The following is a 24,306-nucleotide window of genomic DNA, read 5'->3' on the forward strand; positions in this document are numbered from 1 at the left end:
GTCGGACAGGGATCATACCTCTTATGATGATTCGCTAACTCGGGTTAGAGTGCTGCTCCTTACTTTTTCAGACTATCCCAGGATGTCTGCATATCCTCAAGCATCTTGTTCGCATCGGATTTGCCGGCGAAGAAGGCCTGCATCGCACCGGAGAATTCCTGTGCTACACCGTCAGGGAACTTCGCGGATTGTCTTGGCAGTACTTTTCCAGCCTGCACATACTCCCACACAGCGGAGCCGAGGTCACCCATATCCTCAGGCGTTGCTTCGATGGTTTTCAAGGCCGGAATGAATTTGAATTTTTTGACGATGTATTCTTTACCGATATCGGATGTAACAAACCAGTTCAGGAAAATCTTCGCTTCTTCCTTAGACGCGGAATCCTTGTTGATGACCAGGTTTGCAGGTACGCCTACGTTCAGCTTGTCATTCAGCTCCGCATTGTCGCCAAGCGGCATCGGCAGGTAGCCAAGATTCAGGTCCGGATTGATGGCATCAATCTCGGTTTGGGCCCAGTTGCCGTTCTGCATCATGGCTGCTTTGCCGGTAGCCAGCAGGGAGATGGCCGTATTGTAATCGGTGGTCAGCGGGTTTTTGTTCCCGTGATCCAATGTCAGCTGCATCAGCTTGGCCCACTCTTCGAACTTCGCATTGCCCGCGAATTTTTGCGTGCCGTCGTTCAAGCCCTGGATAAAGGCATTCGGATCCTCCTGCTGGGCAAACGCCGGGTTAATGCCTTGGTTACCGATCAACCACCATTCCTGATAAGCATTAGCAAAAGGGGTTATGCCTGCCGCTTCCAGCTTCTTCGCGGCATCTTCCAGTTGGGCATAGGTTTTAGGAAGCTCGGTAATGCCCGCCTGCTCAAACAAATCTTTATTGTAGATGTAACCCCATCCTTCAAGGTTCATCGGCATGCCGTATACTTTACCGTCTTTGGTCATCGGCTCTTTCGCCATGTCCACCAGATCGTTCACCCAAGGCTGATCGGACAGATCCTCCAGCCGGTCAATCCACATCTCCATCTCGGCGTCGCCGCCATTGGAGAAAATATCAGGCGCATCGTTGGATGCAAATTTCGTTTTCAGAGCAGCACCATAGTCGGCACCGCCGCCCACGGTTTGAATATCCAGCTTGATGTTCGGATACTCCTTCTCGAATTCAACCTTGAGTTCATTCAAGCCGTCCACGATCTCGGTTTTGAATTGGAAAATCTTAACGGTCTTCACTTCGCCGGAAGCTCCATCCGAGCTTCCGCCCTGGCCTTCCTCCGACTTGCCGCCGCAGGCCGCAAGCACCAGCGAGAAAGCCAGCAGCATCACGAGTGATAATTTCATTTTGTTCATCTTTACTACCCCCTAGAATTGTTTATATATAAAGATGGAATAACCGATTTGGGAGAAGCCAGGCTGCCTTTACCCCTTAACGGAGCCGGCAGCTACGCCTTCAACAATGTACTTCTGTAACGACAGGAAGAAGATGATGATCGGCGTAATGCCCAGCACGAGCGCCGGCAGCGCCATATCCCATTGCTTCGAATACTGCCCGAAGAAGGCAAAGGTCGCAAGCGGAATCGTCCGCAGTTCCGGACTTTGCAGAATCAAGGACGGCAGCAGGTAATCGTTCCAGACCCACAGACAGTTCAAGATGATGACCGTCACCATCATAGGTTTCAGCATCGGCAAAACGATCCGGGCAAATACTCTGAACGGAGAAGCTCCGTCGACCGTGGCGGCCTCTTCGATTTCAAGCGGAATGCCTTTCACGAATCCGTGGAACAGGAAGACCGACAACGGGATGCCGAGCCCCAGATAACTGAGAATCAAGCCCACGATACTGTTGTTAACGCCCAGGAAGTTAATGACCTGCAGCAATGGAATCATAATGGATTGGAACGGAATGACCATGGCCGATACGAACAGCATGAACACGATTTGATTGAATCTCGTATTGGACCGAACCATTCGGTAAGCCGCCATCGCACTCAGCATGGCGATGATTAGATTGCTGATAACCGTAATGATGACGGAATTCACAAATGCTTCCGGGAAGCGGGTCATTTCCCAAGCCTTGCTGTAGTTGTCAAAATGAAAGGCGGTTGGCCAGTTGGCCGCGTCGACCATAATATCGCCCAGCGATTTGACCGAGTTCACCAGCAGGAAATAAAAGGGCGCCAGGAAGATCAGCGCTATAATGACCATCACAATCTGCAATACGATCGTGGAAGCCGACATAGGAGGTTTCTTCGATCTCATTTAAGCTTCAACCTCCTTCTGCTTCGTTAATCGGACTTGAATGAGCGTGATGACGGCAACGACCAGGAAGAAGATCAGGGACTTGGCCGTCCCGAGTCCATACCGGTTGTTCAGGAATGCCTCATTGTACACGTTCATGGCCAGTGATTCCGTGGAGCGGTATGGCCCGCCCTTCGTGAGGGACAGGTTCAGGTCGAACATTTTGAAGGACCAGGATATCGCCAGGAATAAACATACGGTGACCGCCGGCATGATGAGCGGAACGATGATGCTCTTAAGCACTTGAAACCGGTTCGCTCCATCAATCTCGGCAGCTTCCATGACTTCCTTGGACACATTCGTAATGGACGCGATGTAGATGACCATCAGATAGCCTGACGATTGCCATACAAAGACCATGACAATGCCCCAGAAGCCGGTCACTTCGTCTCCCAGCCACGGAAGATTAAAGAACGGAATCCCCGTAGCCTCGCCAACGGTGGCAAAGCCCTTTATGAAGATAAACTGCCAGATGAAGCCCAGCAGCAATCCGCCGATCACGTTCGGCATGAAGAAGATCGTCCGCAGCCAGTTGCGCGCCCTAATATTTTTCGTTAAGAAGTAGGCCAGGAAAAAACCGACCAGATTCGTTAGAAGCACGCCAACGATCGTAAACTTGGTGGTAAACCAGAAGGACTGTGCGAATGCGCTGTCATTTGTGAAAATCTGTTTGAAATTGTCCAGCCCGACCCATTCGACATTCCCCGAGACACCATTCCAGTTGGTAAACGAGTAATACATCCCCATCACAAATGGGATAATGATCGTAATACCGAAAAACAGCAGCGCGGGTCCGATATAAACCAACTGCTGCGTCAAGGCAGCCGTTCTCTTGCTGTTCATGTAAATCCCCCTCCGCTTGTCCTATCGTTTCTCTATCCATTTCTCTATGATTTAATTATGCTAAGATGAAGACCCTGGGACTACCACAGGATGTGAACTAAATGGTATAGAAAATTGATCGGCGGTGAATTTATTGAACTGGAATTGGAACAGCATTCGCACAAAATTGATTACCTTTATGATCATGGCCACCATCATTCCGACCACCATCTCCATGATCATCAGCTATGTCATGACCACCAACTCGCTCAAGGAACGGGCCGTTGTTGAAAATATGAACCTCCTCTATCAGGGACGGTTGAATTTGGAGAGCTATTTGGAAGACATGAACCGTAATTCCCTTACGGTTTATTCGGATCCGGATTTTTTCCGCAGCCTTTATTATAGTCATGAGAACATCAATGCCAGCGGCAGGCAGTCCGCCACGCTGCAGTCCATTCAAAAAGCCATCAGCGGCTCCAGACAGGTCTATCTTTATGTCGACGGCAAAAGAGAGGCCACATTGTTCGCCCAGGATATCGCCAGAAAAACAAGTGACGTCAACCTCTATCCCGAAATTCCCGATCTTAGTAACGATACGGTGGTCTTGCAGCCGCCCCATCCCCTGCACACGTATGGCTTTCAGTTAGCTTATCCCTACGAGGCCGATAAACAAGTATTCACGATGTACCGGGTCATAGAACGCGTCCCTTCTACCGAGCGATTAGGCATTCTCGCCATCGATCTGGATATGAACTTCCTGAGTCGGATCAGCAATCAGCTGTTCCAGCCCGAACATGAGCAGCTGTATATTACGAATGAAGCCGGCTATATCATGTATGCCGGCCATGACGAGAGGCTTGGACAGCAGATTCAAACGGAATGGTACGACACCATCAAGCAGTCCGGCAAGAAGGAAGGCCATTTTGAGTATAACAACAAAATCTATCTGTATAACAATATCAAGACGTCGATCAGCGACTGGACGATGATTAAGGAGATTCCTTCCTCCTATATTCTGAGCAGCGCGGACAAAGCAGCCTTCGTCAATATTTTGCTGATCGGCGTATCCCTTATTCTCATCATCGCTGCCACGATCTGGATTTCGGTCTATGTTACGGCGCCGATCCGGGAATTGGTGGGCCTTATGAGCCAAGTCAAAAGCGGACGAATGAGCGTGGATATCTCCTCTAACCGCAAAGACGAAATCGGAACCCTCCACCGCAGGTTCGGCAGCATGATGGATACGATCAACAACCTCATCTTGCAGGAATACAAGCTGAAGCTGGCGAACCGGACCAACCAGCTCCGGGCGCTGCAGGCTCAGGTGAACCCGCATTTTATGAACAATGCGCTGCAAACCATCGGCACCCTTGCGCTTGAGCATGGCATGAAGAGGATTTACTCCCTGATCTCCGCTCTTGCCCGGATGATGAGATACAGCATGTACAATACGGACAAGCCGGTCACACTGGCCACGGAGCTCGATCATATCAAGGATTACGCGGAGCTGCAGAAGGAACGATTTGAGAATCAGTTCGACTTCCGTTACGATGTGGATGAGTCGACTTTGCAGGTGTTGATCCCGAAAATGCTGGTTCAGCCGCTGATCGAGAACTTTTTCAAGCATGGCATGAACCCCTTGGCGGAAAACAATTACATCGCGTTAAAAAGTAAGCGCCTGTCGGCCTCCATCGTGCAGATCACGGTTGAGGACAACGGAAACGGAATGCAGGATGAGCCGTTTCAAACCCTGCAGGAGCAATTGCTTCGGATGGAAGAGATGGATCTGGAACAGCTTCAGGTTCATTCCGAAATGGAAACGGAAGACAACAGCGGGATCGGACTCATCAACATCATGACAAGGCTGAGACTGTATTATCGCGGAAAATCCAAGTTCAGCATCGAAAACAACAAGCCGCATGGCTTTCGAGTTGTACTGACTATAAATGTGGAAGGTGAAACGGATGAAGGCATTGATCGTGGATGACGAGTCTCGCGTGCGTAAAGCCATACGACTGCTGGTCCAATGGGAGACGCACGGGATTACCGATATTGAGGAAGCCGCCAATGGCCTTGAGGCGATGGAGCTGATTCCGGCGTTCCGACCGAGCCTCGTGCTCATGGATATGCTGATGCCGCTCAAAAACGGCGTGGATCTCATGGAATGGATTCATAAAAATTACCCGGATATTAAATTCATTGTTATCAGCGGGCATGACGACTTCGAATTCGTACGCAACACCATCTGGTACAGCGGCACGGATTATATCCTGAAGCCCATAGAGGAAGCCGTTATCAACCAAGCGGTAGCCAAGGCTACTGCCGCCTGGAAAGCCGAGGAACGGGAGCGCCTTGCAGCGCGGCAGCAGCATGTTCAGGTGAACGAGTACCGGCCGGTCTATTCCGAGAAGCTGTTATCCAGCCTTATCGATGACAAAAGCGCCCATTCCCAGGTGGTCCATCGCCTCAAGGATGAAGGCATCGTACCGGAGCATGCGCAGACGATACGTCTGGCCGTCATGCAAATGGACAAGTCTGACCACGCGCTTTATAGCCGCTTTGGCCATCATCAGGACTTGCTTATGTTTGCCCTGCTCAATATTTGCAATGAATTTCTGCAAAAGGACCGGATCGGGATCGCTTTCCGTCACTTTGGTTCACCTCACCAGCTGGTTATTTTGCTGTGGGATCAGCTTGCCACACTTGCCACGCTGCTACAAGAGATCAACAACGGGATGCACCGCACCTTGTCGCGCCACATGCATTTTGGCGTGAGTCCCGACGGTCAATACCCGGCAGACATTCCGGAATTGTATGCCCGAAGCTCGTCCGCCCTGCATCAGCGCGATTTAACGGTGCTTAATCACTTTATCCATGATACAGAGGAGCAGCGCCGATCGGGGGTTGACCATCATAGAGGCTTGCAGTTCAGCGGATTTGAGGATACCTGGAAGCTCGCCATACTTAGCGGCCAGCCCGCTCCCATAACCGAAGCCGTAGAGTCATTCATCGCAGCTATTCGGAAAAGCGGCGTTCTCACGCCGGAACTTCTGGAGCGCTGGGACCGCGATATCGAAAGATTCGCCAATCACGTCATTCATGAAACGGCTAACCCGTCGTCTGAAGCTTTGTTGAAATTGTACAAAGAGGAAAGCGCCACCATCGAGCGGCCAAGCCCCGACAAGTATGTGTGCTCGCTGTCCGAGTGGCAGCAGTATTGGATTGAATTAATGAGCCTGCTGGCCTCGGCTGTCCAGTCTCAGAAGCAAACGGGTCAGGACCTGATCCATGACATTACGGCGTTTATCGAGCAAAATTATCAGAACGATGTCTCGCTGTATGATATTGCAAATCGATTTCACGTAAGCCGTGAGTACATTTCCCGCAAATTCAAGCAAAGGCACGGCATTAACATCCCGGAACATCTGAACCGCATCCGCATCTCCAAGGCCAAAATCCTGCTGCAAAACCCGGGCTTGAAAATGGCAGCGATTTCCGAAATGATCGGCTTCAAGAACGAGAAATATTTCAGTCTTGTCTTTAAGAAGCAAGAGGGCATTTCGCCGAAGGAATTCCGCAAGCTGCATGAGCAGGAAGCATAGACTGGGCAGCGGTTTGCCGCTAAAGGCAAGCAGTCTGAGTTGGGCATATAAAATAAAGCAGAGAGAGCATGGGAATCCCCCGCTTTCTCTGCTTTTTTATGTGAACCCTTAGATTAATGCCTTCGCAGTTAATGCCTTCGCAGAAACTTCATGCACTCCTTCTACCCCTGCTGCTTCTCCAAGATCATGACTCCGCGTGCCGGCACTTCGCAGGAATCTCGATGCTCCTCTCCTGTCAGCAGGTCAACGTAGGTCTCCCCTGCCAATGGCACGAGTTTGCTCTCCGGCATGTGATTAAGTACAAAGGTGAACTCCACGCCCTCCTTCACGCGTTTTGTCACCTCAACGCCTTCCGGAGCCTTCAGGACAGGCTCAATGCCATGGTCATTGCATATCGTTTGCATCAGGTCCTTCAGGAATTTAGGCTCCGGACTTGTGGCCACATACCAGGCCTTCCCCTGCCCGAAGGAATTCACGGTTAACGATGGCATCCCCTGATAGTAATCGGAGCCGTATTCGGCAACGACTTCCGCTCCTTCAGCATGGATCACGTCGCATAGAATGCCGCAGTCGTAGGTGCCCTCCAGTTGTCCCTTCCGGCCTCGCAGCACCATCTGATTCTGCTGGCCCGGAAGCAGCGCATCAATCTCCTCGGCCCAAACTCCCATCACCTTGCGCAGCTCGCCCGGATAACCGCCCAGCGTCACCAGATCATTCTCGTTCACGATCCCGCTAAAGAAGGTCGTCACAAAGGTTCCGCCTCGCGATACAAAGGCCTCAACGCGCTCTGCAAATCCCTGCTTTGCCATATACATCACAGGCGCGATGACAACGTCATACTTCCGGAAGTCCTCTTCCACGCTGATCATATCGGTCTGAATATGCAGCTGGTGCAGAGCATCATAATATTTATGGACCTCATTCACGTAATTAAGGGCAACGGTCGGACCGCTCGACAGGTCAATGCCCCATCGATTCTCCCAGTCGTAGATGATCGCGACTTTGGCGTCGGAACGGGCATCCAGGATTCGGTCCCCCAGCTGCTGCAGTTCCTTGCCCAGCTCCGCGCACTCGCGGAATACGCGGGTATGTTCATGTCCTACATGTTCAATGACCGCTCCGTGATATTTCTCGCAGGCTCCGATCGAACGGCGCAGCTGGAAGAACATCACCGTATCCGCGCCATGGGCGACCGCTTGGTAGCTCCACAACCGCATAACCCCAGGTCGCTTGGCCGAGTTGTACGGCTGCCAGTTCTGGACGCTCGGCGTCTGCTCCATGAGCATAAAAGGCTGTCCTCCCTTAAGTCCCCGCATCAAGGCATGCGCCATGGCTGTATAGCTATATGGCGTATCCAGAGACGGGTAGTTGTCCCAGGATACAACATCCATCTCTTTGGCCCATTTGAAGTAATCCAGCTCGGGATAGAAGCCCATCAGATTCGTGGTCACCGGAATATCTGGTGTGATTCGCTTCAATTCATCCCGCTCCAGCTTATAGCAGTCCAGCAGGCTGTCCGACTGGAAACGGCGGTAATCCAGGGATATGCCTTGGAAATTGGTCCGATTACCGGACCACTCCTCGCTTAATGCGTTAGGTACGACAATGTCTTCCCAGTCGTAGAAGGTATGTCCCCAGAAGCGGGTATTCCATGCCTTGTTCACGGCATCCAGCGTGCCGTAGCGCTGCTCGAGCCAAGTCCGGAATGCCGCGGCGCAATTATCGCAGTAACAGTATCCGCCGTATTCGTTCGATACGTGCCAGATCAGGACGGCAGGATGATCCTTATAACGTTCCGCCAGCTTGCCGGCCATGATTTTGGCGTATTTACGGTAAGTGGGGCTGTTTGGGCAGGAGTTATGGCGACCTCCGAATTTGCGTTTACGTCCCTCGTAGTCGACGCGCAGCACATCCGGGTATTTACGGGCCATCCAAGCCGGATGGGCCCCTGTGCTGGTTGCCAGACAGATATATACCCCGTTCCGGTACAGCCGTTCGATCGTCTCGTCCAGCCAAGCAAAATCGTACGTATCCTCATTCGGCTGACTCAAAGCCCAGGAGAATACATTGATGGTGGCCACATCGATGCCCGCCAGCTTAAACATGCGGTCATCTTCCTTCCACGCTTCTGCATCCCATTGCTCGGGGTTATAATCGCCGCCATACCACATTTTGGGTAATTTTTCGTTAATCATTTAGGGTTCAGCTCCTTTAGCTTCTTAATTCCGAATCCAGTTCGCCATCAACAAAGCGTTCTACGTTGTACGATCAATCGTGTTCGCGGCTGCCTTCGGAAGTCGCTGGCGTGATCAGGTATATCGCCCCGCTGACCGTTTCAAATGAGCCCTGCTCATCCATCGTCACCGCACTTCCGTCTTCCCTTTTAACGGCGAGAGGCACGGAACAGCTAATTCTACAGACTCGGCCATGCGTAGAGATTACGCGCGCAGACGTTAGGATGCCTTCTCTCCATTCCATGTCCACAATAAACCCGCCGCGAGCCTTTAATCCTCTTACGGATCCTGCTGCCCACGCTTTCGGCAGTGCCGGCAGCAGCTGAATAGCACCCAAGTGGCTCTGGAGCAGCATTTCCACAAGTCCGGCCGTGCCTCCAAAATTCGCATCGATCTGGAAGGGAGGATGGTCTCCAAACAGATTAGGATGCATGGAACGGGAAATCAGCGTCCGGACATAATCATACGCCTTGTCCGGCTGCTGTAGCCGGGCAAACAGGTTGATCAGCCATACGCAGCTCCACCCCGTATGCCCTCCTCCATGGTCGATCCGCGACATCAGCGTACGATAAGCGGCTTCCGCAAGCTGCGGCGTATCCTGAAGGGTAATGTCGGAGCCGGGGTACAGCCCATACAAATGCGATACGTGCCGATGTCCGGGCTCCGCTTCCGGGTAAGGCTCGCTCCATTCCATGAGTTTGCCCTCGGCATCAATGGCGTAAGGCAGCAGCCTCGCTGCCGCTGCCCTCCACTCCTTCCGCAGCTCGGCATCCTGGTCCAGCAGCTGCGATGCTTCAATACAATTCTGGAATATATCCCGGATGATGGCCATGTCCATAGTGGAGCCTGCCGACACGCTGCAAGGCAGGCCTTCCGCGGTAAGGAACTGATTCTCGGGCGATGTCGACGGGCTGGTCACGAGATGCCCTTTCCCGTCTTCAATAAGCCAATCCAGGCAAAACAATGCCGCATCCCTCATCAGCGGATAAGCCGTTTCTCGCAAGTATTCAAGATTCGGCTGGAATTGGTAATGCTCCCATAGATGCCGGCACAGCCATGCGCCGCCCATTGGCCAGAAAGCCCACATGGCCCTGCCATCGCTCGGACTGGCCATTCGCCATAGATCCACGTTATGGTGGGCAGCCCATCCACGGGCGCCGTAATGAATTTTCGCCGTCCGGGCACCGCTTACGCTAAGCTCCCTGATCATCTGGATCAGCGGCTCATGACACTCGCTCAGATGCGTCGTCTCTGCGGGCCAGTAGTTCATCTCCGTATTGATATTCGTTGTATAATCGCTGTTCCATGGCGGCTGTACATGCGGGTTCCATATGCCCTGCAGATGTGCAGGCTGTGTACCTGGCCGAGAGCTGGCAATGAGCAAATACCTTCCGAATTGAAACATCAGCGCCTCTAGAGCAGCATCCTCCCGTCCTTCCCGGTACGCTTCCATCCGCTCATCGGTGGCTAAAGCTTCTATGGAACGTCCATTCTCTGAACGGCCAAGCTGAAGGTCCACGCGTCTGAACAAGGCTTGATGGTCTTGGACATGCCGTGAGCGCAATTCTTCAAAGCCACGCCCCATCGCGTCCTGAAGCCTTCTCCTGCATATACCGGACGGATCGGTTCCTCCAGAACCCGGAGAGCGATCGAAGCCTTCAAAATTCGTGGCAGCCGCAATCAGCAGCGTGACCGAGCCTGCGCTGTTAATACGTATACCGCTGTCATCCACCGTAACCTGCCCGCTATCCGTTAAGGCCAGCAGCCTCATTTCATACCGTATGCCAAGCCCGTCTTCATAGAGCACCGCCCCGGGGTGATCACCTCTGTAATTCTCAGCGATATGGGTGGGAGCGTGTCCGTACAACACCAAGGATCCGTCTTCTGCGCTGCAGGTACCATGCTGCAGCGGTGAACGAAGCCCGATCTCCAATTGGATGGTTCCAGCGTTCGTGGTCGTATAACGAATAACCGCTACCTGATCAGGCGCACTGATGAATACTTCCCTGCTGAAGCGACCATCGGAGCCAACGGCTCGAAAGTGAGTGGATGCAATTCCTGTATCCAAATCCAGTTCGCGCCTATAGTCCGTCCAATCATCCCCAACACCGCTCTGTCTAATAACCAAATCTCCTAAAGGTAAAAAGGACTCCGTGCTTCTGCCGACCATCTTGCCCTCAATCAACTGTTCGGCTTCGGTATACTTTCCGGACGCAATCAGCTCTCTTGCCGATGCCAAATGCCGGAGAGCCTCATAATTATTCGTGTCCCGGGGAAACCCGGACCAAAGTGTATCTTCATTCCATTGAATGCGTTCTTCCTGTACGCCCCCGAACACCATGGCGCCAAGACGGCCGTTTCCAAGCGGAAGCGCTTCTTCCCACTTGGCCGCGGGCTTCCGATACCACAATGTTGAGGCCTGCTGCTGTACTGAATTCAGTGTAATCCCCCCTTATTCCAATTTGATAAAGGTCTTCTCGAAAAACACCTTAAATCCTTCATCTTAGGTTGTATTTATTCGAATAACTTAAGGCCCGCCGCTAGCAGCAACTGAGCAGCAACTGCCTTGAATAGCGGTAAAAGGGGCCGCATACAGCCGGCCCCTTCTATTCGCTTCTATCTTAATTATTCCAGAGTTCCACGCGTTCGCGTACCAATTGGGTGTATTCCTGCTCCATCTTCTCGGCGCCGGCATCATTCAGTTCTTTGATGAACTGATCATACAGCGCATCGAATTTCGCCGGATCGGCAAGAATGACTTCCGGAATCCGCTTCCGGGTAATCTCTTCCACCTTTTTGTACGTGATATTGATATTGGAGTCGCTCGGTACCGGAATGTTGTAAGCAACGCCCCACGGCTTCACTTCAAATTCTTCTTGTTTCGGCCACAGGTCTTTCCACATTTCCGCGCCGTACGCTTTCAGCGTTTCCTTCGCGGATGGCGTATAGTTCTCTATGATCGTCTCCGGGAAGTTCGTTGTGTAATAATTGTCCGTCGAATCCTTCACGCCGTCGCCGTAACGAGGGAACATGGCGTTGTACAAGCCGATTCCTGTTTCCTTGGTGAAGTTGGCGTTGTCATAGGTTTTGCGCTCTTGGACATCTTCCGGAATGACGCGCTTGCCGTCCACCACGTTGTAATGCTCGCCTTCGATTCCCCAATTCATCAAAACTTGCCCTTCTTCGGAAGCCAGATAATCCAGGAACTTGATGATTCGAACCGGATCCTTCGCGGATGTCGTAATGCCTACGCCCCATCCGGCGACGTAACCCGTGTCTTGGAATGTTGCATCCTTGGTCGACTCATCCAGTTGGATCGGGAATCTCGCATAGGTGCGGTTTTCCTTACCGGAAGATCTTAGCGCGTTGGTTGCATTGCCGAAGCCCCACTCCTGATCGATGACGCCAAGAACACGGCCAGAGGAGATTTTAGCTTCGTATTGGTCCGTCTTCTGCACGAACGTTTCTTTATCCAACAAGCCCTCGGCGTTCATATGATTCAGCCAGCGGAAGTATTCCTTCTCTTCCGGCCGCTTGTAATGAAGCTTCGCCTCGGTTGTTTCCGGGTCGATATAGTACTCGCCGTCATCCGATACGCCTGTCGCGATAAACGCCGGGTTTGTTACCGAGATCATGATTCTCCATCCGTCCGCATTCAACGTCAGCGGAATCGTCGGCTGGCCGTCAATGGTCGGGTGTTTCTCGGCATACTCTTTCAGTGCGTTCTCATAATCCTTCACCGTTTTCAGTTCAGGGTAACCGAGTTCTTTCAGCACTTCATGCTGGATCTGGAACGTGCCGCCAGCATCAAGGGCCTGATGGTCCACCGCTGCAAGTGTCGGGAGGACATAGATGGCCTCATCCTCATTGCTCCATTTCAGACGGCTCATATATTCTCCATACACCTTCTTGATATTCGGCGCATGCTCTTCGATCAGATCTGTCAGATCAATAAACGCTCCGGAATCCACAAACAGATTGGCGTCACCCTTGGCAAATACCAAGTCCGGATATTCCCCGCTCGCCACCATCAGCGGGAGCTTCTGATTGGAGCCGTCCACCGCGTATTCGGCCTGGATCGTAATGCCGGTTTTCTCGGTCAGCTTCTTGCCGACCGCGTCCTGCATGTTGGCCCAGTTTGCATTGGAATCCGCGCTGTAATACGTCATGGTCATCGGCTCGAGCTTCTCTTCCTGCTGCGTATCGTTGCCGCTGCTTCCTTCTTCGCCGCCGTTTGCGCTATTGTTGCTGTCGCCGTTGCCGCATGCCGCCAGAACGAATGTGGCCATCATCATGATCGCGAGCAGCAGCGACAATCTCTTCTTATGTTTCATTGCTATACCCCCTAAATCGATTTTTAATCATCTATCGTATAACAGGACATGTTGCCTGCTGATACCATACTTGCGCTTAGCTTTTTACGGCTCCAAGCGTCATGCCTTTCACAAAATACCGCTGCAGGAACGGATAGACGAGCAATATGGGAACCGTAACCACAATCGTGATCGCCATTTTGATCGATTCCGGCGACACCTGCTTCACGATATCGGCCATGTTCTGCCCCGACATCATGCCGCTGGTTTGTCCCTGCGTGCTCTGCAGCACCTTCATCAGCTCGAATTGAAGCGTCGTGAGATGGGGTGCGTTGCCGTTATAGAGATACGTATCGAACCATGAGTTCCACTGCCCGACGGCCAGGAATAAGGCGATGGTAGCCAGTACGGGCTTACAGAGCGGAAGAATGATTTTGTAATAGATCGTGAAATCGTTGGCCCCGTCAAGCTTAGCCGATTCCTGCAGCGAATAAGGCAGGCTGTCGATGAAAGACCGGATAACGAATACGTTGAACGCGCTTACCATTCCCGGAATGATGTAGACCAGAAACGAATTCATCATGTTCAGGTCGCGGATCAGAATGAACACTGGAATCATTCCGCCGGAGAAGTACATCGTCAGCGCAAGAAAGGTCGACATGAACTTTCTTCCCTGAAAGTCCACCCTGCTGAGGACGTAGCCCAGCATTGTGCCGCTTAACAAGCCCAAGAATGTTCCTGCCAGCGTACGGAGAATCGTAATTTTGGCCCCTGTAATCAAACCGTCGTATTTGAAGATCTGCACGTAATTCTCAAGCGTAAACTCCCGCGGCCAGAGATAGATCCCCCCACGTACTGTATCTACGGAATCGTTCAATGATATCGCAAGAACATTCAGGAACGGATACAGAGTAACGATCATGACCAGTGTCATAAAAGTAAAGTTAACAATATCAAACACGCGGTCGGAGAGCGTGGGCTTGAATGCTGTTTTAGTTCGTGCCATGCTGCTTCCCTCCCCTACATAATCGATTGCTTCGTGAATTTTTTGAATACGCCGTTAGCGATCAGCAACAAGAGGATACTCACAATGGAGTTGAACATCCCGATGGCCGTACCGAATGAGAAACGCCCCATCCCAAGGCCATAATTCAGCGCATACAGATCCAGCACCTGGGAATAATCCACCACCAGCGGGTTACCCAGCAGGAACTGCTTCTCGAAGCCGATGCTGATCAGATGTCCGATGGACATGATCATTAGAATTGCAATCGTAGGGGCGATGCTTGGCAGCGTAATATGCCATATTTGGCGAAGTCGGCTCGCGCCGTCAACCTTGGCTGCTTCGAATTGCTCCTGATCAATGCCTGAAATCGCTGCCAAATAAATGATCGCGCTCCAGCCCATTTCCTTCCATATATCGGAGCCCGTTACGATGTACCAGAACAGGTTCCCCTGAGCCATGAACTGTATGGGCTGATCAATCAACCCCAGCCACATCAGCAGCTGATTGACAGCGCCTCCATCTGTGGACAGCATTTTGGTCACGATACCGGCAACAACGACCCAGGACACAAAATGAGGCAGATAAGATATCGTCTGTACGGTCCTCTTGAATACGCTTCCACGAAGCTCATTCAACAAGACTGCGAATAGGATCGGAATCGTGAACCCAACGATCAATCCCATGAAACTCATGGCGAGTGTATTCCGCAACACCAGATAAAACTTATCGTCCGCGAAAAGCGCTGCGAAATGGTCCAAGCCCACCCATTTTTGCTCGAATATCCCTTTGCCTGGCTTGTAATTCTGGAATGCCATCAACCAGCCCCACACCGGCAAGTAGCTGAAAATGAATACAATGACGATGAATGGAAGCGACATTCCGTACAGTACTTTCTGCTCTTTGAAAGTGGCCCAAAAGCCTTTCTTTTTCTTTGCGGCAGGTTGGATGCTACCTTCTGTCTTTGTTACCGCTTTCAAACCAACCCCTCCTCTCTTGTATATCCTGATGATAAACCAAGCTGGGGCAGGGAAGTACCCGAAGGATTGGCTTAAAAATCATATAAAAATTAGACATTAACGGGGGGAGAGAAATGCAGAAGAGCTATGTGCCGCCCCGTGTCCGGATCGTATCTCCGATCGCTGTTAAATCCGGGAAACTTCGGATGGTAGGGTAAGGTTGTTTCCCGGCTTTAAAGGCGACCGCTGTCGCTTCTCCGATACGATTCCGGCCCCTCCGCTCTATGCTTCGCAGCATTTGAATTCCCCGATAATGCCTTGGGGAAGGAAAGGGGGAAAACAAAAAGACGCGTACCTTAGTCGCGTCTAAAGGGCACGATATGAAAGTACTTATGTTTAGTCTGGTTGTAGGTGAGAATGTGACGACTGATTACAGGTCCAGCTCCTTACGGAAATTGGATGGAGAGGTACCGACGTATTTTTTAAACTTGCTATGAAAATAGTCGACATTCGTATACCCGACCTTCTCCGCAACCTGATACACCTTCATGCCCTGCTTCAAATAATCCTTGGCTTTGTCGATCCGGACCTTATCGAGGTACGTATTGAAGTATTCTCCGGTTGTATTTTTGAACATCTTCCCCAGGTAGGCGCTGTTGTAATTAAATACGGAGGCTAGTGTTTCCAGTTTAAGATTCTCATTATAATTACGCTGAATCAGATCCATGATCCGCTTCATCTCCTGATCCCGTCCGCCATTGCCCGCCTGCCAGTTCAGCTCCTCCAGGAATTGGGACGAATGGCGGCACAAATCATAGGCCGTGCGCTGGCGGAATATCGCCGCAATCCGATCCGAGTATTCCTTCGTGCGGGACTGCAGCTCGGCGTGATGCTGCATCAGCTTGTTGTGCACCCCGGTCAGAAGTTCCACGAAGGCGCTTTTCATCCTTTCCTCCGTGTAATCTTCATTCACCATGGCATACGCTGCAGCATGCAGCAGCTTCCGCTGCACCTCCACATTGCCCACATCCACGGCGTAATAGAGCTGTTCCATCAGCCGCTCCGGATCATAGGGCTGCCGTTCTTCATCCGTTATGCTGCCGGCAAACCGCTCGGATTCAGGGAATAACAACTCGCCGGGAGCATAGAAGAAGCGTTCGCGAATCCGTTCCTTGGCACAACGGTACGAATCCGCCACATCTTCCAAACGGTGGACCTGACGGCCCAAAGAGGCCGTTATCGACGTGCCAGCCCGACTTGCGGCTTCCTCCACCAACTGCAGCAATTCTTTACGCCCACCTGCCGTCAAGACCGGCGTATGCATTAGGACGCCGAGCTGTCCATGCATGGAAAAGACCGCGCCGTGGCCGTTCTCTTCAAAAGCTTTAATCAGCTGATTTTTCAACCGATCGTCGACCCCCTCAACGGATTCATCGTAGCCGTTACGATGAACAAGCAGCACTTGGTAATGGTTCCATAACAGTCCCGACCGCTCGGCCATATTCCGTAAAGCTGACGGATCGGGATTGCCCTCCGGGCTGAACCATGTCTGAATGAACTGCTCGCGGTTCATATCCGAGGCTGCTCTATTCAGTGCCTTCCTCTCCTGTTCCTGCTCGACGGCTTCTTTAATCTGAAGCAAATACATGCTCAGCTCGTCCTCATCCACCGGCTTCAAAAGGTATCCGTCCACGCGGTGGGACATCGCCCGCTTGGCATAATCAAAATCGGCATATCCGCTCAGGATGAGCAGATGGATCTCGGAATCCAGGCTTCGGATGGCTTCGATCAGCTGCAATCCGTCCATTCCCGGCATTCGGATATCAATTAACATCAAATCCAGGTCGTACATCCCGTGCTTCTCCAGCGCTTCGCTCCCGTTCGCTGCGGTTCCAACAACCTGATACCCAAGCTCGGTCCATGGCACAATGCTCTTCAGCCCTTCGCGCAGCTTGGGTTCGTCATCCACGATTAACACTTTCATCATCGCTCTCTCCTCCTGTCGGGATACTGAATTCAATACGTGTTCCTATGCCCGGTTCGCTGTAAATGATCAGACCTGCATCAGGGCCGTAGGTAAGCTGCAGGCGGACATGAACATTCCGAAGCCCGATCCGTCCTCCGTCCTTCTCATCGGTATCGTTCAAATAACCGTAGATCATCTGCAATCTCTCCAGGGTTATACCCGCCCCATTATCCTCGGTAATCACGTGCAGTTTTCCTTCACTTGCCGTGACCCTCACCCTGATGAAAGTGCCCTCTTCCTTGTGATCCATCCCATGTATGACCGCATTCTCCACAAGCGGCTGTATGATCAGCGGCGGGATTCTTACCCGATCGGCTTCGAGATCCACCAGCAGTTCATATTTCAGACGATCCTCATAGCGGAACTTTTGAATATCCAGATAACACTGCACCATCTCGATCTCGTCTTTTATCGTTGTTTTTCCGCTCCCGATCTCAAGATTGCTTCGCATCATTTTACCGAGCAGCCGCACAATCCGGGCGATTTCGTCTTCACCCTTGAGATGTGCTTCCATGCGAATAGACTCTAAGGCATTAAACAAAAAGTGCGGATTGATCTGACTGGCCATCATTTTGAATTTAATTTCGTTCTGCTTCTGCTCCATTAACCTTTTCTGTTCATTGGACTCCTGCACTTCGTTCATCAGGTCGTTAATGTTACCCACCATGGAGTTGAATTGGCGGGATAACTGACCGATCTCATCCTTACCGTCAATTTCCATGGCAACGCCGAGGTTACCAGTACCCACCTTCGTAATATGCTTGCTGAGGCGCAGCAGCCGGTTAGAGATCAATGAAGAGAAGCTATAGATCAGAAGAACGGCCAGCAGCAGGCTGATGATGATGACTGTCATCGCCAGCTTGCTGATTCGATTGGCTTCCGCCACAATGCTATCAATTGAAAATATGGAAATAATGCGCAGACCGTTAACCCCGGATTCCGTATTCAACGGTTCAATCAGCACCTTGGAGGCTTCCTCATGTATGACGGATTCATAGCTTCCGCTCGCATTGTAGACAACCCCGCTGGTATCTTGAATCTCGGCTAGCGTTTTCCCGTACAGCTCCGGACGGTTAGCGGCGACAATATTGTTATTGCTGTCCACAATAATGGTGTCAAACGTTTCCTGGCTCAGGATCGTGTTCAGCATGCCCGTATTGACATTGATTACAAGCACGCCACGGTTGTCCTTGCTTCCAAGATCAACCCCCTTGATTAAGCTGAGGTACACTTTCTGATCGCGTTCATCCGTTATATAGTCCCAGTAGATGACGCCGATATCATCCTCGGCTCGCTGATACCATTCCGTTCTCTTGATGTCATCCTCGGGATAAAGGAATTCCCAATTGTTCAGCATGGTGGGGTTCTCGCTGTAGAAACGGATATTTGAAATTTCCTTGTACATCAGAATCGCCTGCTGTAAATCGGGATACTCCCTGTATGCTACGAACACATCATATACGCTTTCATATTGTCGGTTGGCCAGATTTCTCAGACGCTCGTCGTAGGATAGCCGATAGGATAAATCGTCTGCCACGTTGATGACTTCGGTTGACCGTTTCTTGACCCGGTCCACGTTCTGGTAAGCTTGCTCCAACGCATTGTTGAAAGCAAATTTGCGGAGCTCGCCCGTAAGGAATATCCCCACGATGGCTACCGGGACAAAGACCACGACAACAAAAGACAATATCAATTTGTTGCGGATTTTCATGTCATTCACAAGTTGAATGAAATAAGATAACATCGGACCGTCTTCGCTCCTGTCCTTTAATCTTCGGCAAGCCCTTTATATAGGAAAACGGTTACAACCATTTGTGAATAAACCTGCCGCAGGCCTATTATATCAGCATTGCCTTTAGTCCAGGGCCAGCTAAAATATGGAAGAAGCCCGACTCCAGCATAAGGCTGGTCCGGGCTCATCTTTGCTATGCTTTTTTTCCTTATATCGAGCAGGCGTTCCCAGAGCTTACCCTTCCAGAGTTGCTGTGAAATTCACCGCTTGTTGTCCGGCTTCCACTTGAATGCTGCCTTCTTGCAGGCTCACTCCCGAGCCCTCTACAGATGAAACGGCCCCGGTGTCATGCAGCTTCACGGAGAATGGCTTGCCGCTGCCTTCCACCGTAAAGTCGATCCGGCTGCCTGCACGGACCGCCCGCACAACCAGCTCGCTCTCCCCGTTCATGTTGCGAACGGTGACCGAAGCTTCGCTGCCGTCCTCCAATGCATACAAGCCAAGCTCAACTCCGTCGGCATAATCATATTCCGGACGGGTGTCGTTTGCGCCCAAAGCCAGGAACGAGTTGCCGCGTACAAACAACGGCAGCCCGAGGAAATCGTACGTTTCCTTGCGCCAAGTTCCGCCATCCACCGTTTCTCCGGTTAACAGATGCGTCCAGCGGCCCTTCGGCAGATAGTACTTCACGTCGCCCTTCTCGCTGAACACCGGTGCCACAAGCAGGGAATCTCCCAGCATGTATTGACGATCCAGCATTTCAACGGCCGGGTCTTCGGGGAATTCCAGGAACATGGCGCGCATGCTTGGCACCCCTTGCTCCGATGCCTGTACGGCGGTATGGAACAGATAAGGCATCAGACGGCTCTTCAGCTTCGTGAAGAAGCGCGTAACGTCCACAGCCTCCTCGTCGTAAGACCACGGCACCCGGTAAGAGCTGCTGCCGTGCAGACGGCTGTGGCTGGACAGCAAGCCAAATGCCAGCCAGCGTTTGAATACATGCGCCGGAGCCGTATTCTCGAAACCGCCAATATCATGGCTCCAGAAGCCGAAGCCGCCGAGACCGAGGGACAAGCCGCCGCGCAGACTCTCCGCCATCGATTCATAATCCGCATAGCAATCGCCGCCCCAGTGAACAGGGAACTGCTGTCCGCCTACGGTTGCGGAGCGTGCGAATACCGCCGCCTGATTCTTGCCAAATTTCTCCACCAGCACATCAAAGACCACTTTGTTATAGAGCTGGGTGTAGTAGTTATGCATTTTATGAGGATCGGAACCGTCAAAATACACAACGTCCGTCGGAATGCGCTCGCCGAAATCCGTCTTGAAGCTATCAACGCCCATATCTGCCAGCTCGCGCAGGTATCCTGCATACCATTCGCATGCGTCCGGATTCGTGAAGTCCACCAGCGCCATACCCGGCTGCCATAGATTCCACTGCCACACATCGCCATTCGCTTTCTTCACCAGGTAGCCTTTTTCACGGCCTTCCTCAAAGAGGCGCGAGCGCTGCGCGATATATGGATTGATCCACACGCAGATTTTCAAGCCTTTTTCTTTCAAACGCTTCAGCATGCCTTCAGGATCCGGGAACACCTCTTCATCCCATTGGAAGTCCGTCCAGTTGAGCCCCTTCATCCAGAAGCAGTCAAAGTGGAACACTTCCAGCGGGATATCGCGTTCCAGCATACCGTCGACAAAGGAGTTGACGGTCGCTTCATCATACTGGGTTGTAAAGGAGGTAGAAAGCCACAATCCGAAGGTCCATGCCGGCGGCAGTGCCGGTTTGCCTGTCAGGTTCGTGTATTTGTCCAGCACGCCTTTCGGATCAGGCCCGTCAATAACAAAGTACTCCAGTGACTCGCCTGGCACGCTGAACTGCACCTTCTTCACTTTCTCCGAAGCCACTTCAAAGGATACGAGGTCCGGTTGGTTGACAAACACGCCATAGCCTTTGTTCGTCAGATAGAACGGAATATTTTTATAGGCTTGCTCGGAGCTTGTTCCGCCATCCTGATTCCAAATATCCACGACCTGGCCGTTCTTCACAAACGAAGTGAATCGTTCGCCAAGTCCGTATACCCACTCACCTACGCCAAGATCCAACTCTTCGCGCATGTAGGTCTGTCCGCCATCTTCCACGATATGTGCCATGGATTTGGCTCTGCTGCCGGTTATGCGTTCTTCTCCTCTATAGAAGTGAACCGACCACTCCGGACCTTTCTTGATCACGACGCTCAAATTGCCGCTGCGAAGAACCGCTTCCTGATCGTTCTCTTCAATGACCGTATGGTCACCTTCCTGTTTGTACAACTCGAATGCAGGTCCTCTATCTCTTACGCCCGCATAGTGAACCAGCTTTACGCCGATGACGCCGGGTGCCGGAGAATGAAATTGCACGGTGATCAGCTGGGCGTTAATCGTTGCTCCTCTGCCCGGAATCGGGGCCGTGGAGGCATAGGCTGTCAACGTATCTCCTTTTACCGCAAAATCATAAGCCTGAACCGCTCCCGAAACGGAATATCCTTCCCGGATAAGCCAGTTGCCGTCTGTAAATTTCATTTTTTAATCCGCCTTTCTATATTATGAAAATTGAACTTTAAGATGAAAGCGTTATAATATCATTATACTGATCTATTTTAAGCCAATCTAACAGTATTCCATTGTTTTATAGCACAATTTTGATATAAGATGACATCGTTCAAGCGGCAATTCATTCCAAGGAGGTACATCATGGATCAATCCTTTCGCCAGTCCTTAAAAGAAAGCACCGTTCACGGGAATGAACGCTTCCCGTTTGGTGCCTACTGGTATCAATTTGCCCCCGGGGCCCATGTGGTAGACTCCCATTGGCATAAGGAAGCGGAAATTTTCCACGTGCTGGAAGGCGAGGTTCTGTTTCAGATCGACTCGGAATACATCCCTGTCCGGGCGGGTGAAGCGATATTTATCGATGGAGGAGATCTCCATACCGGTCATGCCCGGGGCGACCAAGGGTGCAGCTTCTGCGCCATGGTGTTCGATCCCGGCATGCTTGCCAGCAGCAGCTACGATCTTGTACAAGAAGGAATGATTGTTCCCTTTCAGGAGCGAAGAGCCACCTTTCCGAGATGGATGACATCTGAAACCGATGAGCAGCTGCTTCAGCATATAAAGGAAATGACGCGGCTGTCGAAGCATAAACCTGCCGGTTATGAGGTCGCTATTAAGGGACATCTGTTTCTCATGTTGTTTCAGGCAACATCCTCTGGCCGACTGGTCAACAGGAGCCGGAGCGAAGCAGCAGATATGGTGAGAACGGAACGATTGAAGAAAGTCATTCTCTACATCCAGAATCATTATCACCGTCCTATCCGGCTGAGTGAGTTGGCTGATCTGATCCCGATGAGCGAAGGCCAGTTCTGCCGTTTCTTCAAATCCATGACCGGGCAAACGCCCGTGGATTATATGAATTCCTATCGCGTTCGCCAGGCTGCTGAACTCCTTCGTCAGCCAGACAATAAAATATCCGACATCGCACTCGATGTCGGATTCGGGCATATCAGTTATTTTGTTCGGGTCTTCCGTAAGATCATGGACTGCACGCCTTCGGAGTATCGGAGAAAATTATAATTTCGGCAGGCTCGGTATGGTCTGATTGCAATCTCCCGGTAGCGGCAGGTTTCGGCATACGTACTGGCCCGCACTGTTCTCATTCGCTGCACCTGACGGAGCGGGCTGATGAACGCGCTGTTTCCAGAGCTGCCACAGCATGAATCCATCATTCGCCCTTCCCTTATTTTTCATATAGTTCACCATCGTTTCTACATTATAATAAGGTGTTGCGATATTATTCTGACCGTTCATCATGTCGGCATCGTATACCGTGCCCGGTGCGGCATTCAGTTGCAGGACGGCCCCGCCGGATCCCTCCGGCGCAATTTGCATGCCCATGTTGATAGGTCCATTGTATATTGCCTTATACGATTCATAACCTTCACGCGGATCGTAATAAATACCGCCATCGTAGGACATCAGATTGATGAAGTCGATCTTGCCGCCATGATCCTTAACTACGCGGTACATGGTACCGCCAAAAGGAGATCCCCATTGAACCTTGCCTTCCTCAAACGGCGTTCCTTTTACGTAATAAGCGCCCGTAGACCAACCGGCGATGGAAATCTGCAGATTCGCGTTTCTTGCATGGATTTCATTATAGAGACTCGTAATAATACCCGCGATCTCTCCATCCTTGGTGCAGCTGAACTGGGAGGCTGTTCCTTTGTTGCAGCTGCTGCCGCTGGATTCCCAGTCAATATCGACTCCGGCAGCGCCAAGATCGAGAGCCAAATCCACAATGTTCTTGGCATTGAATCCGGACCACTGTGAACCTTGGCTGTATGACCAGCCTCCTACCGATAGGAACGCTTTCGTTCCGCGGGCTCTGAGAGATGCGATATGGTTACGCAGATCCTGAGACTGCTGGGCTGTAAATTTACGTTGACCGTTCGGGGTGGTCGCCCCTTCCACAAATTCCAAGCCCGCAACGGCTTGATCAAACGCGTAGGACCCTTGAATATACGTGGTATCCGGCCTTACGAATGCAAGATTGAGATGGGTGATGTAATTGGGAATGCTCGCGGTCGTCAGATCGTAAATACTGGTGTTCCAAGAACTCGCATAAGCGACATACATACGGTCACCAGGCAGCGGAGGATCTACAGGAGGGTCTACTGGCGGATCCACCGGGGGATCGACGGGCGGTGTCCCGGGAGTGCAATTTCCAAGGTCCTCCCATACACCCCATGGTCCGGTCGTTCCAGGCACCTCGCCCTGTGTCCACCATTTCGCTTTCCAGGCATGACCGTTGAAGGATACGATATTTCCCCCGCCATATACGGCAGAACTGCTCCATGCAGGCTCCGTACAGGCCTCAGCGGCTTGAGCCTTGTGCACAGGGAACATACCAAGCACCAGCACGGCGATGAATCCGAGAATCCATCCTCTCATCGTTCTGGACAACCTTGTCATTCATCAAACAACTCCTTCGCCAATGGATTTTGTTCATTAAAGCGGTTTCAAAGCTGGTGAAAGCCTCGTACCTTGCACACCTCCTAACACATATAGATGAAATGATATGACGCACTTTAAGTGTAACTTGGTCATTTTTTGTACAACAAGGATAAGATTTACTTATTCAGGGGCAAAATCCTATACCATGGCCACTCAGCACTTTTACGCAAAAAAAAGCTGTCACACTGCGGATTACCGCGAATGAGGCAGCTCTTAAATAGAAAGCATGGTTAACCCTGACTCCAATTTAGGGTATGATGATAGCA

The 24,306-nt window shown here is 51.5% G+C and carries 16 protein-coding genes; 3 read left to right on the forward strand and 13 right to left on the reverse strand.

Features of this window, described 5'->3' with window-relative positions; translation table 11 throughout:
- Positions 1-59: 59 nt before the first annotated feature.
- The 3 genes from MKY82_RS29500 to MKY82_RS29510 all read right to left on the reverse strand — a co-directional run bounded on the left by MKY82_RS29500 (position 60) and on the right by MKY82_RS29510 (position 3,137).
- A complete protein-coding gene (locus tag MKY82_RS29500) occupies positions 60-1,346 on the reverse strand; it encodes an ABC transporter substrate-binding protein (RefSeq protein ID WP_339294922.1) in 1,287 nt (428 codons plus the stop codon).
- A gap of 69 nt (positions 1,347-1,415) precedes the next feature.
- On the reverse strand, positions 1,416-2,255 hold the full coding sequence (locus tag MKY82_RS29505) for a carbohydrate ABC transporter permease (protein WP_216534110.1): 840 nt from the start codon (positions 2,253-2,255) through the stop codon (positions 1,416-1,418).
- Positions 2,256-3,137 (reverse strand): sugar ABC transporter permease, encoded by an 882-nt coding sequence (locus tag MKY82_RS29510; RefSeq protein WP_071219666.1) that lies wholly within the window; start codon positions 3,135-3,137, stop codon positions 2,256-2,258.
- Between the two features lie 124 nt (positions 3,138-3,261).
- Here MKY82_RS29510 and MKY82_RS29515 point away from each other — a divergent pair, with 124 nt between their 5' ends.
- Both MKY82_RS29515 and MKY82_RS29520 read left to right on the forward strand, forming a co-directional pair.
- A complete protein-coding gene (locus MKY82_RS29515) occupies positions 3,262-5,106 on the forward strand; it encodes a histidine kinase (protein WP_339294923.1) in 1,845 nt (614 codons plus the stop codon).
- On the forward strand, positions 5,084-6,721 hold the full coding sequence (locus tag MKY82_RS29520; RefSeq protein WP_220687309.1) for a response regulator: 1,638 nt from the start codon (positions 5,084-5,086) through the stop codon (positions 6,719-6,721). Before MKY82_RS29515 ends, MKY82_RS29520 begins: the two co-directional genes overlap by 23 nt.
- Before the next feature lie 161 nt (positions 6,722-6,882).
- Here MKY82_RS29520 and MKY82_RS29525 read toward each other — a convergent pair whose 3' ends face one another.
- From MKY82_RS29525 to yicI, 9 genes are all read right to left on the reverse strand, one after another.
- Complete coding sequence (locus MKY82_RS29525) at positions 6,883-8,916, reverse strand: beta-galactosidase (RefSeq protein ID WP_339219942.1); 2,034 nt, start codon at positions 8,914-8,916, stop codon at positions 6,883-6,885.
- A 73-nt stretch (positions 8,917-8,989) separates the two neighbouring features.
- Positions 8,990-11,365, reverse strand: coding sequence for a glycoside hydrolase family 95 protein (locus tag MKY82_RS29530; protein WP_339294924.1), 2,376 nt, complete (start codon positions 11,363-11,365; stop codon positions 8,990-8,992).
- A gap of 211 nt (positions 11,366-11,576) precedes the next feature.
- Positions 11,577-13,289 (reverse strand): ABC transporter substrate-binding protein, encoded by a 1,713-nt coding sequence (locus MKY82_RS29535; RefSeq protein ID WP_220683859.1) that lies wholly within the window; start codon positions 13,287-13,289, stop codon positions 11,577-11,579.
- Positions 13,290-13,365: 76 nt separating this feature from the next.
- Positions 13,366-14,274 (reverse strand): carbohydrate ABC transporter permease, encoded by a 909-nt coding sequence (locus tag MKY82_RS29540; RefSeq protein WP_194544629.1) that lies wholly within the window; start codon positions 14,272-14,274, stop codon positions 13,366-13,368.
- Between the two features lie 14 nt (positions 14,275-14,288).
- Positions 14,289-15,251, reverse strand: coding sequence for an ABC transporter permease subunit (locus MKY82_RS29545; protein ID WP_194544630.1), 963 nt, complete (start codon positions 15,249-15,251; stop codon positions 14,289-14,291).
- A gap of 124 nt (positions 15,252-15,375) precedes the next feature.
- Positions 15,376-15,528 (reverse strand): hypothetical protein, encoded by a 153-nt coding sequence (locus MKY82_RS29550; RefSeq protein ID WP_339294925.1) that lies wholly within the window; start codon positions 15,526-15,528, stop codon positions 15,376-15,378.
- Positions 15,529-15,660: 132 nt separating this feature from the next.
- Positions 15,661-17,217, reverse strand: a complete 1,557-nt coding sequence (locus tag MKY82_RS29555; RefSeq protein WP_339294926.1) for a response regulator transcription factor — start codon at positions 17,215-17,217, stop codon at positions 15,661-15,663.
- The gene (locus MKY82_RS29560; protein ID WP_339294927.1) at positions 17,192-19,000 is read right to left on the reverse strand and encodes a sensor histidine kinase; all 1,809 of its coding nucleotides are present in this window, start codon (positions 18,998-19,000) and stop codon (positions 17,192-17,194) included. The genes MKY82_RS29555 and MKY82_RS29560 overlap by 26 nt, the downstream gene beginning before the upstream one ends.
- A 222-nt stretch (positions 19,001-19,222) precedes the next feature.
- On the reverse strand, positions 19,223-21,550 hold the full coding sequence (yicI, locus tag MKY82_RS29565; RefSeq protein ID WP_339294928.1) for an alpha-xylosidase: 2,328 nt from the start codon (positions 21,548-21,550) through the stop codon (positions 19,223-19,225).
- A 171-nt stretch (positions 21,551-21,721) separates the two neighbouring features.
- On the opposite strand from yicI, the gene MKY82_RS29570 reads away from it, so the two are divergent.
- On the forward strand, positions 21,722-22,600 hold the full coding sequence (locus tag MKY82_RS29570) for an AraC family transcriptional regulator (protein WP_339294929.1): 879 nt from the start codon (positions 21,722-21,724) through the stop codon (positions 22,598-22,600).
- On the opposite strand, the gene MKY82_RS29575 is transcribed toward MKY82_RS29570, so the two are convergent.
- On the reverse strand, positions 22,595-23,998 hold the full coding sequence (locus MKY82_RS29575) for a glycosyl hydrolase family 18 protein (protein ID WP_194544635.1): 1,404 nt from the start codon (positions 23,996-23,998) through the stop codon (positions 22,595-22,597). The two genes, MKY82_RS29570 and MKY82_RS29575, sit on opposite strands and share 6 nt — an antisense overlap.
- Positions 23,999-24,306: the final 308 nt, after the last annotated feature.

Origin of the sequence: Paenibacillus sp. FSL W7-1279 (assembly GCF_037969845.1) — a bacterium.
In the GTDB taxonomy this organism is placed as follows: domain Bacteria; phylum Bacillota; class Bacilli; order Paenibacillales; family Paenibacillaceae; genus Paenibacillus_AQ.

Excerpts from the sequence above, each read along its gene's own strand:
- MKY82_RS29555 (WP_339294926.1), bottom strand. The coding sequence starts at position 17,217 with ATGATGAAAGTGTTAATCGTGGATGACGAACCCAAGCTGCGCGAAGGG.
- MKY82_RS29550 (WP_339294925.1), bottom strand. The coding sequence starts at position 15,528 with ATGCTGCGAAGCATAGAGCGGAGGGGCCGGAATCGTATCGGAGAAGCG.
- MKY82_RS29520 (WP_220687309.1), top strand. The coding sequence starts at position 5,084 with ATGAAGGCATTGATCGTGGATGACGAGTCTCGCGTGCGTAAAGCCATA.
- MKY82_RS29510 (WP_071219666.1), bottom strand. The coding sequence starts at position 3,137 with ATGAACAGCAAGAGAACGGCTGCCTTGACGCAGCAGTTGGTTTATATC.
- MKY82_RS29500 (WP_339294922.1), bottom strand. The coding sequence starts at position 1,346 with ATGAACAAAATGAAATTATCACTCGTGATGCTGCTGGCTTTCTCGCTG.
- MKY82_RS29535 (WP_220683859.1), bottom strand. The coding sequence starts at position 13,289 with ATGAAACATAAGAAGAGATTGTCGCTGCTGCTCGCGATCATGATGATG.
- MKY82_RS29525 (WP_339219942.1), bottom strand. The coding sequence starts at position 8,916 with ATGATTAACGAAAAATTACCCAAAATGTGGTATGGCGGCGATTATAAC.
- MKY82_RS29560 (WP_339294927.1), bottom strand. The coding sequence starts at position 19,000 with ATGTTATCTTATTTCATTCAACTTGTGAATGACATGAAAATCCGCAAC.
- MKY82_RS29540 (WP_194544629.1), bottom strand. The coding sequence starts at position 14,274 with ATGGCACGAACTAAAACAGCATTCAAGCCCACGCTCTCCGACCGCGTG.
- MKY82_RS29570 (WP_339294929.1), top strand. The coding sequence starts at position 21,722 with ATGGATCAATCCTTTCGCCAGTCCTTAAAAGAAAGCACCGTTCACGGG.
- MKY82_RS29575 (WP_194544635.1), bottom strand. The coding sequence starts at position 23,998 with ATGACAAGGTTGTCCAGAACGATGAGAGGATGGATTCTCGGATTCATC.
- yicI (WP_339294928.1), bottom strand. The coding sequence starts at position 21,550 with ATGAAATTTACAGACGGCAACTGGCTTATCCGGGAAGGATATTCCGTT.
- MKY82_RS29505 (WP_216534110.1), bottom strand. The coding sequence starts at position 2,255 with ATGAGATCGAAGAAACCTCCTATGTCGGCTTCCACGATCGTATTGCAG.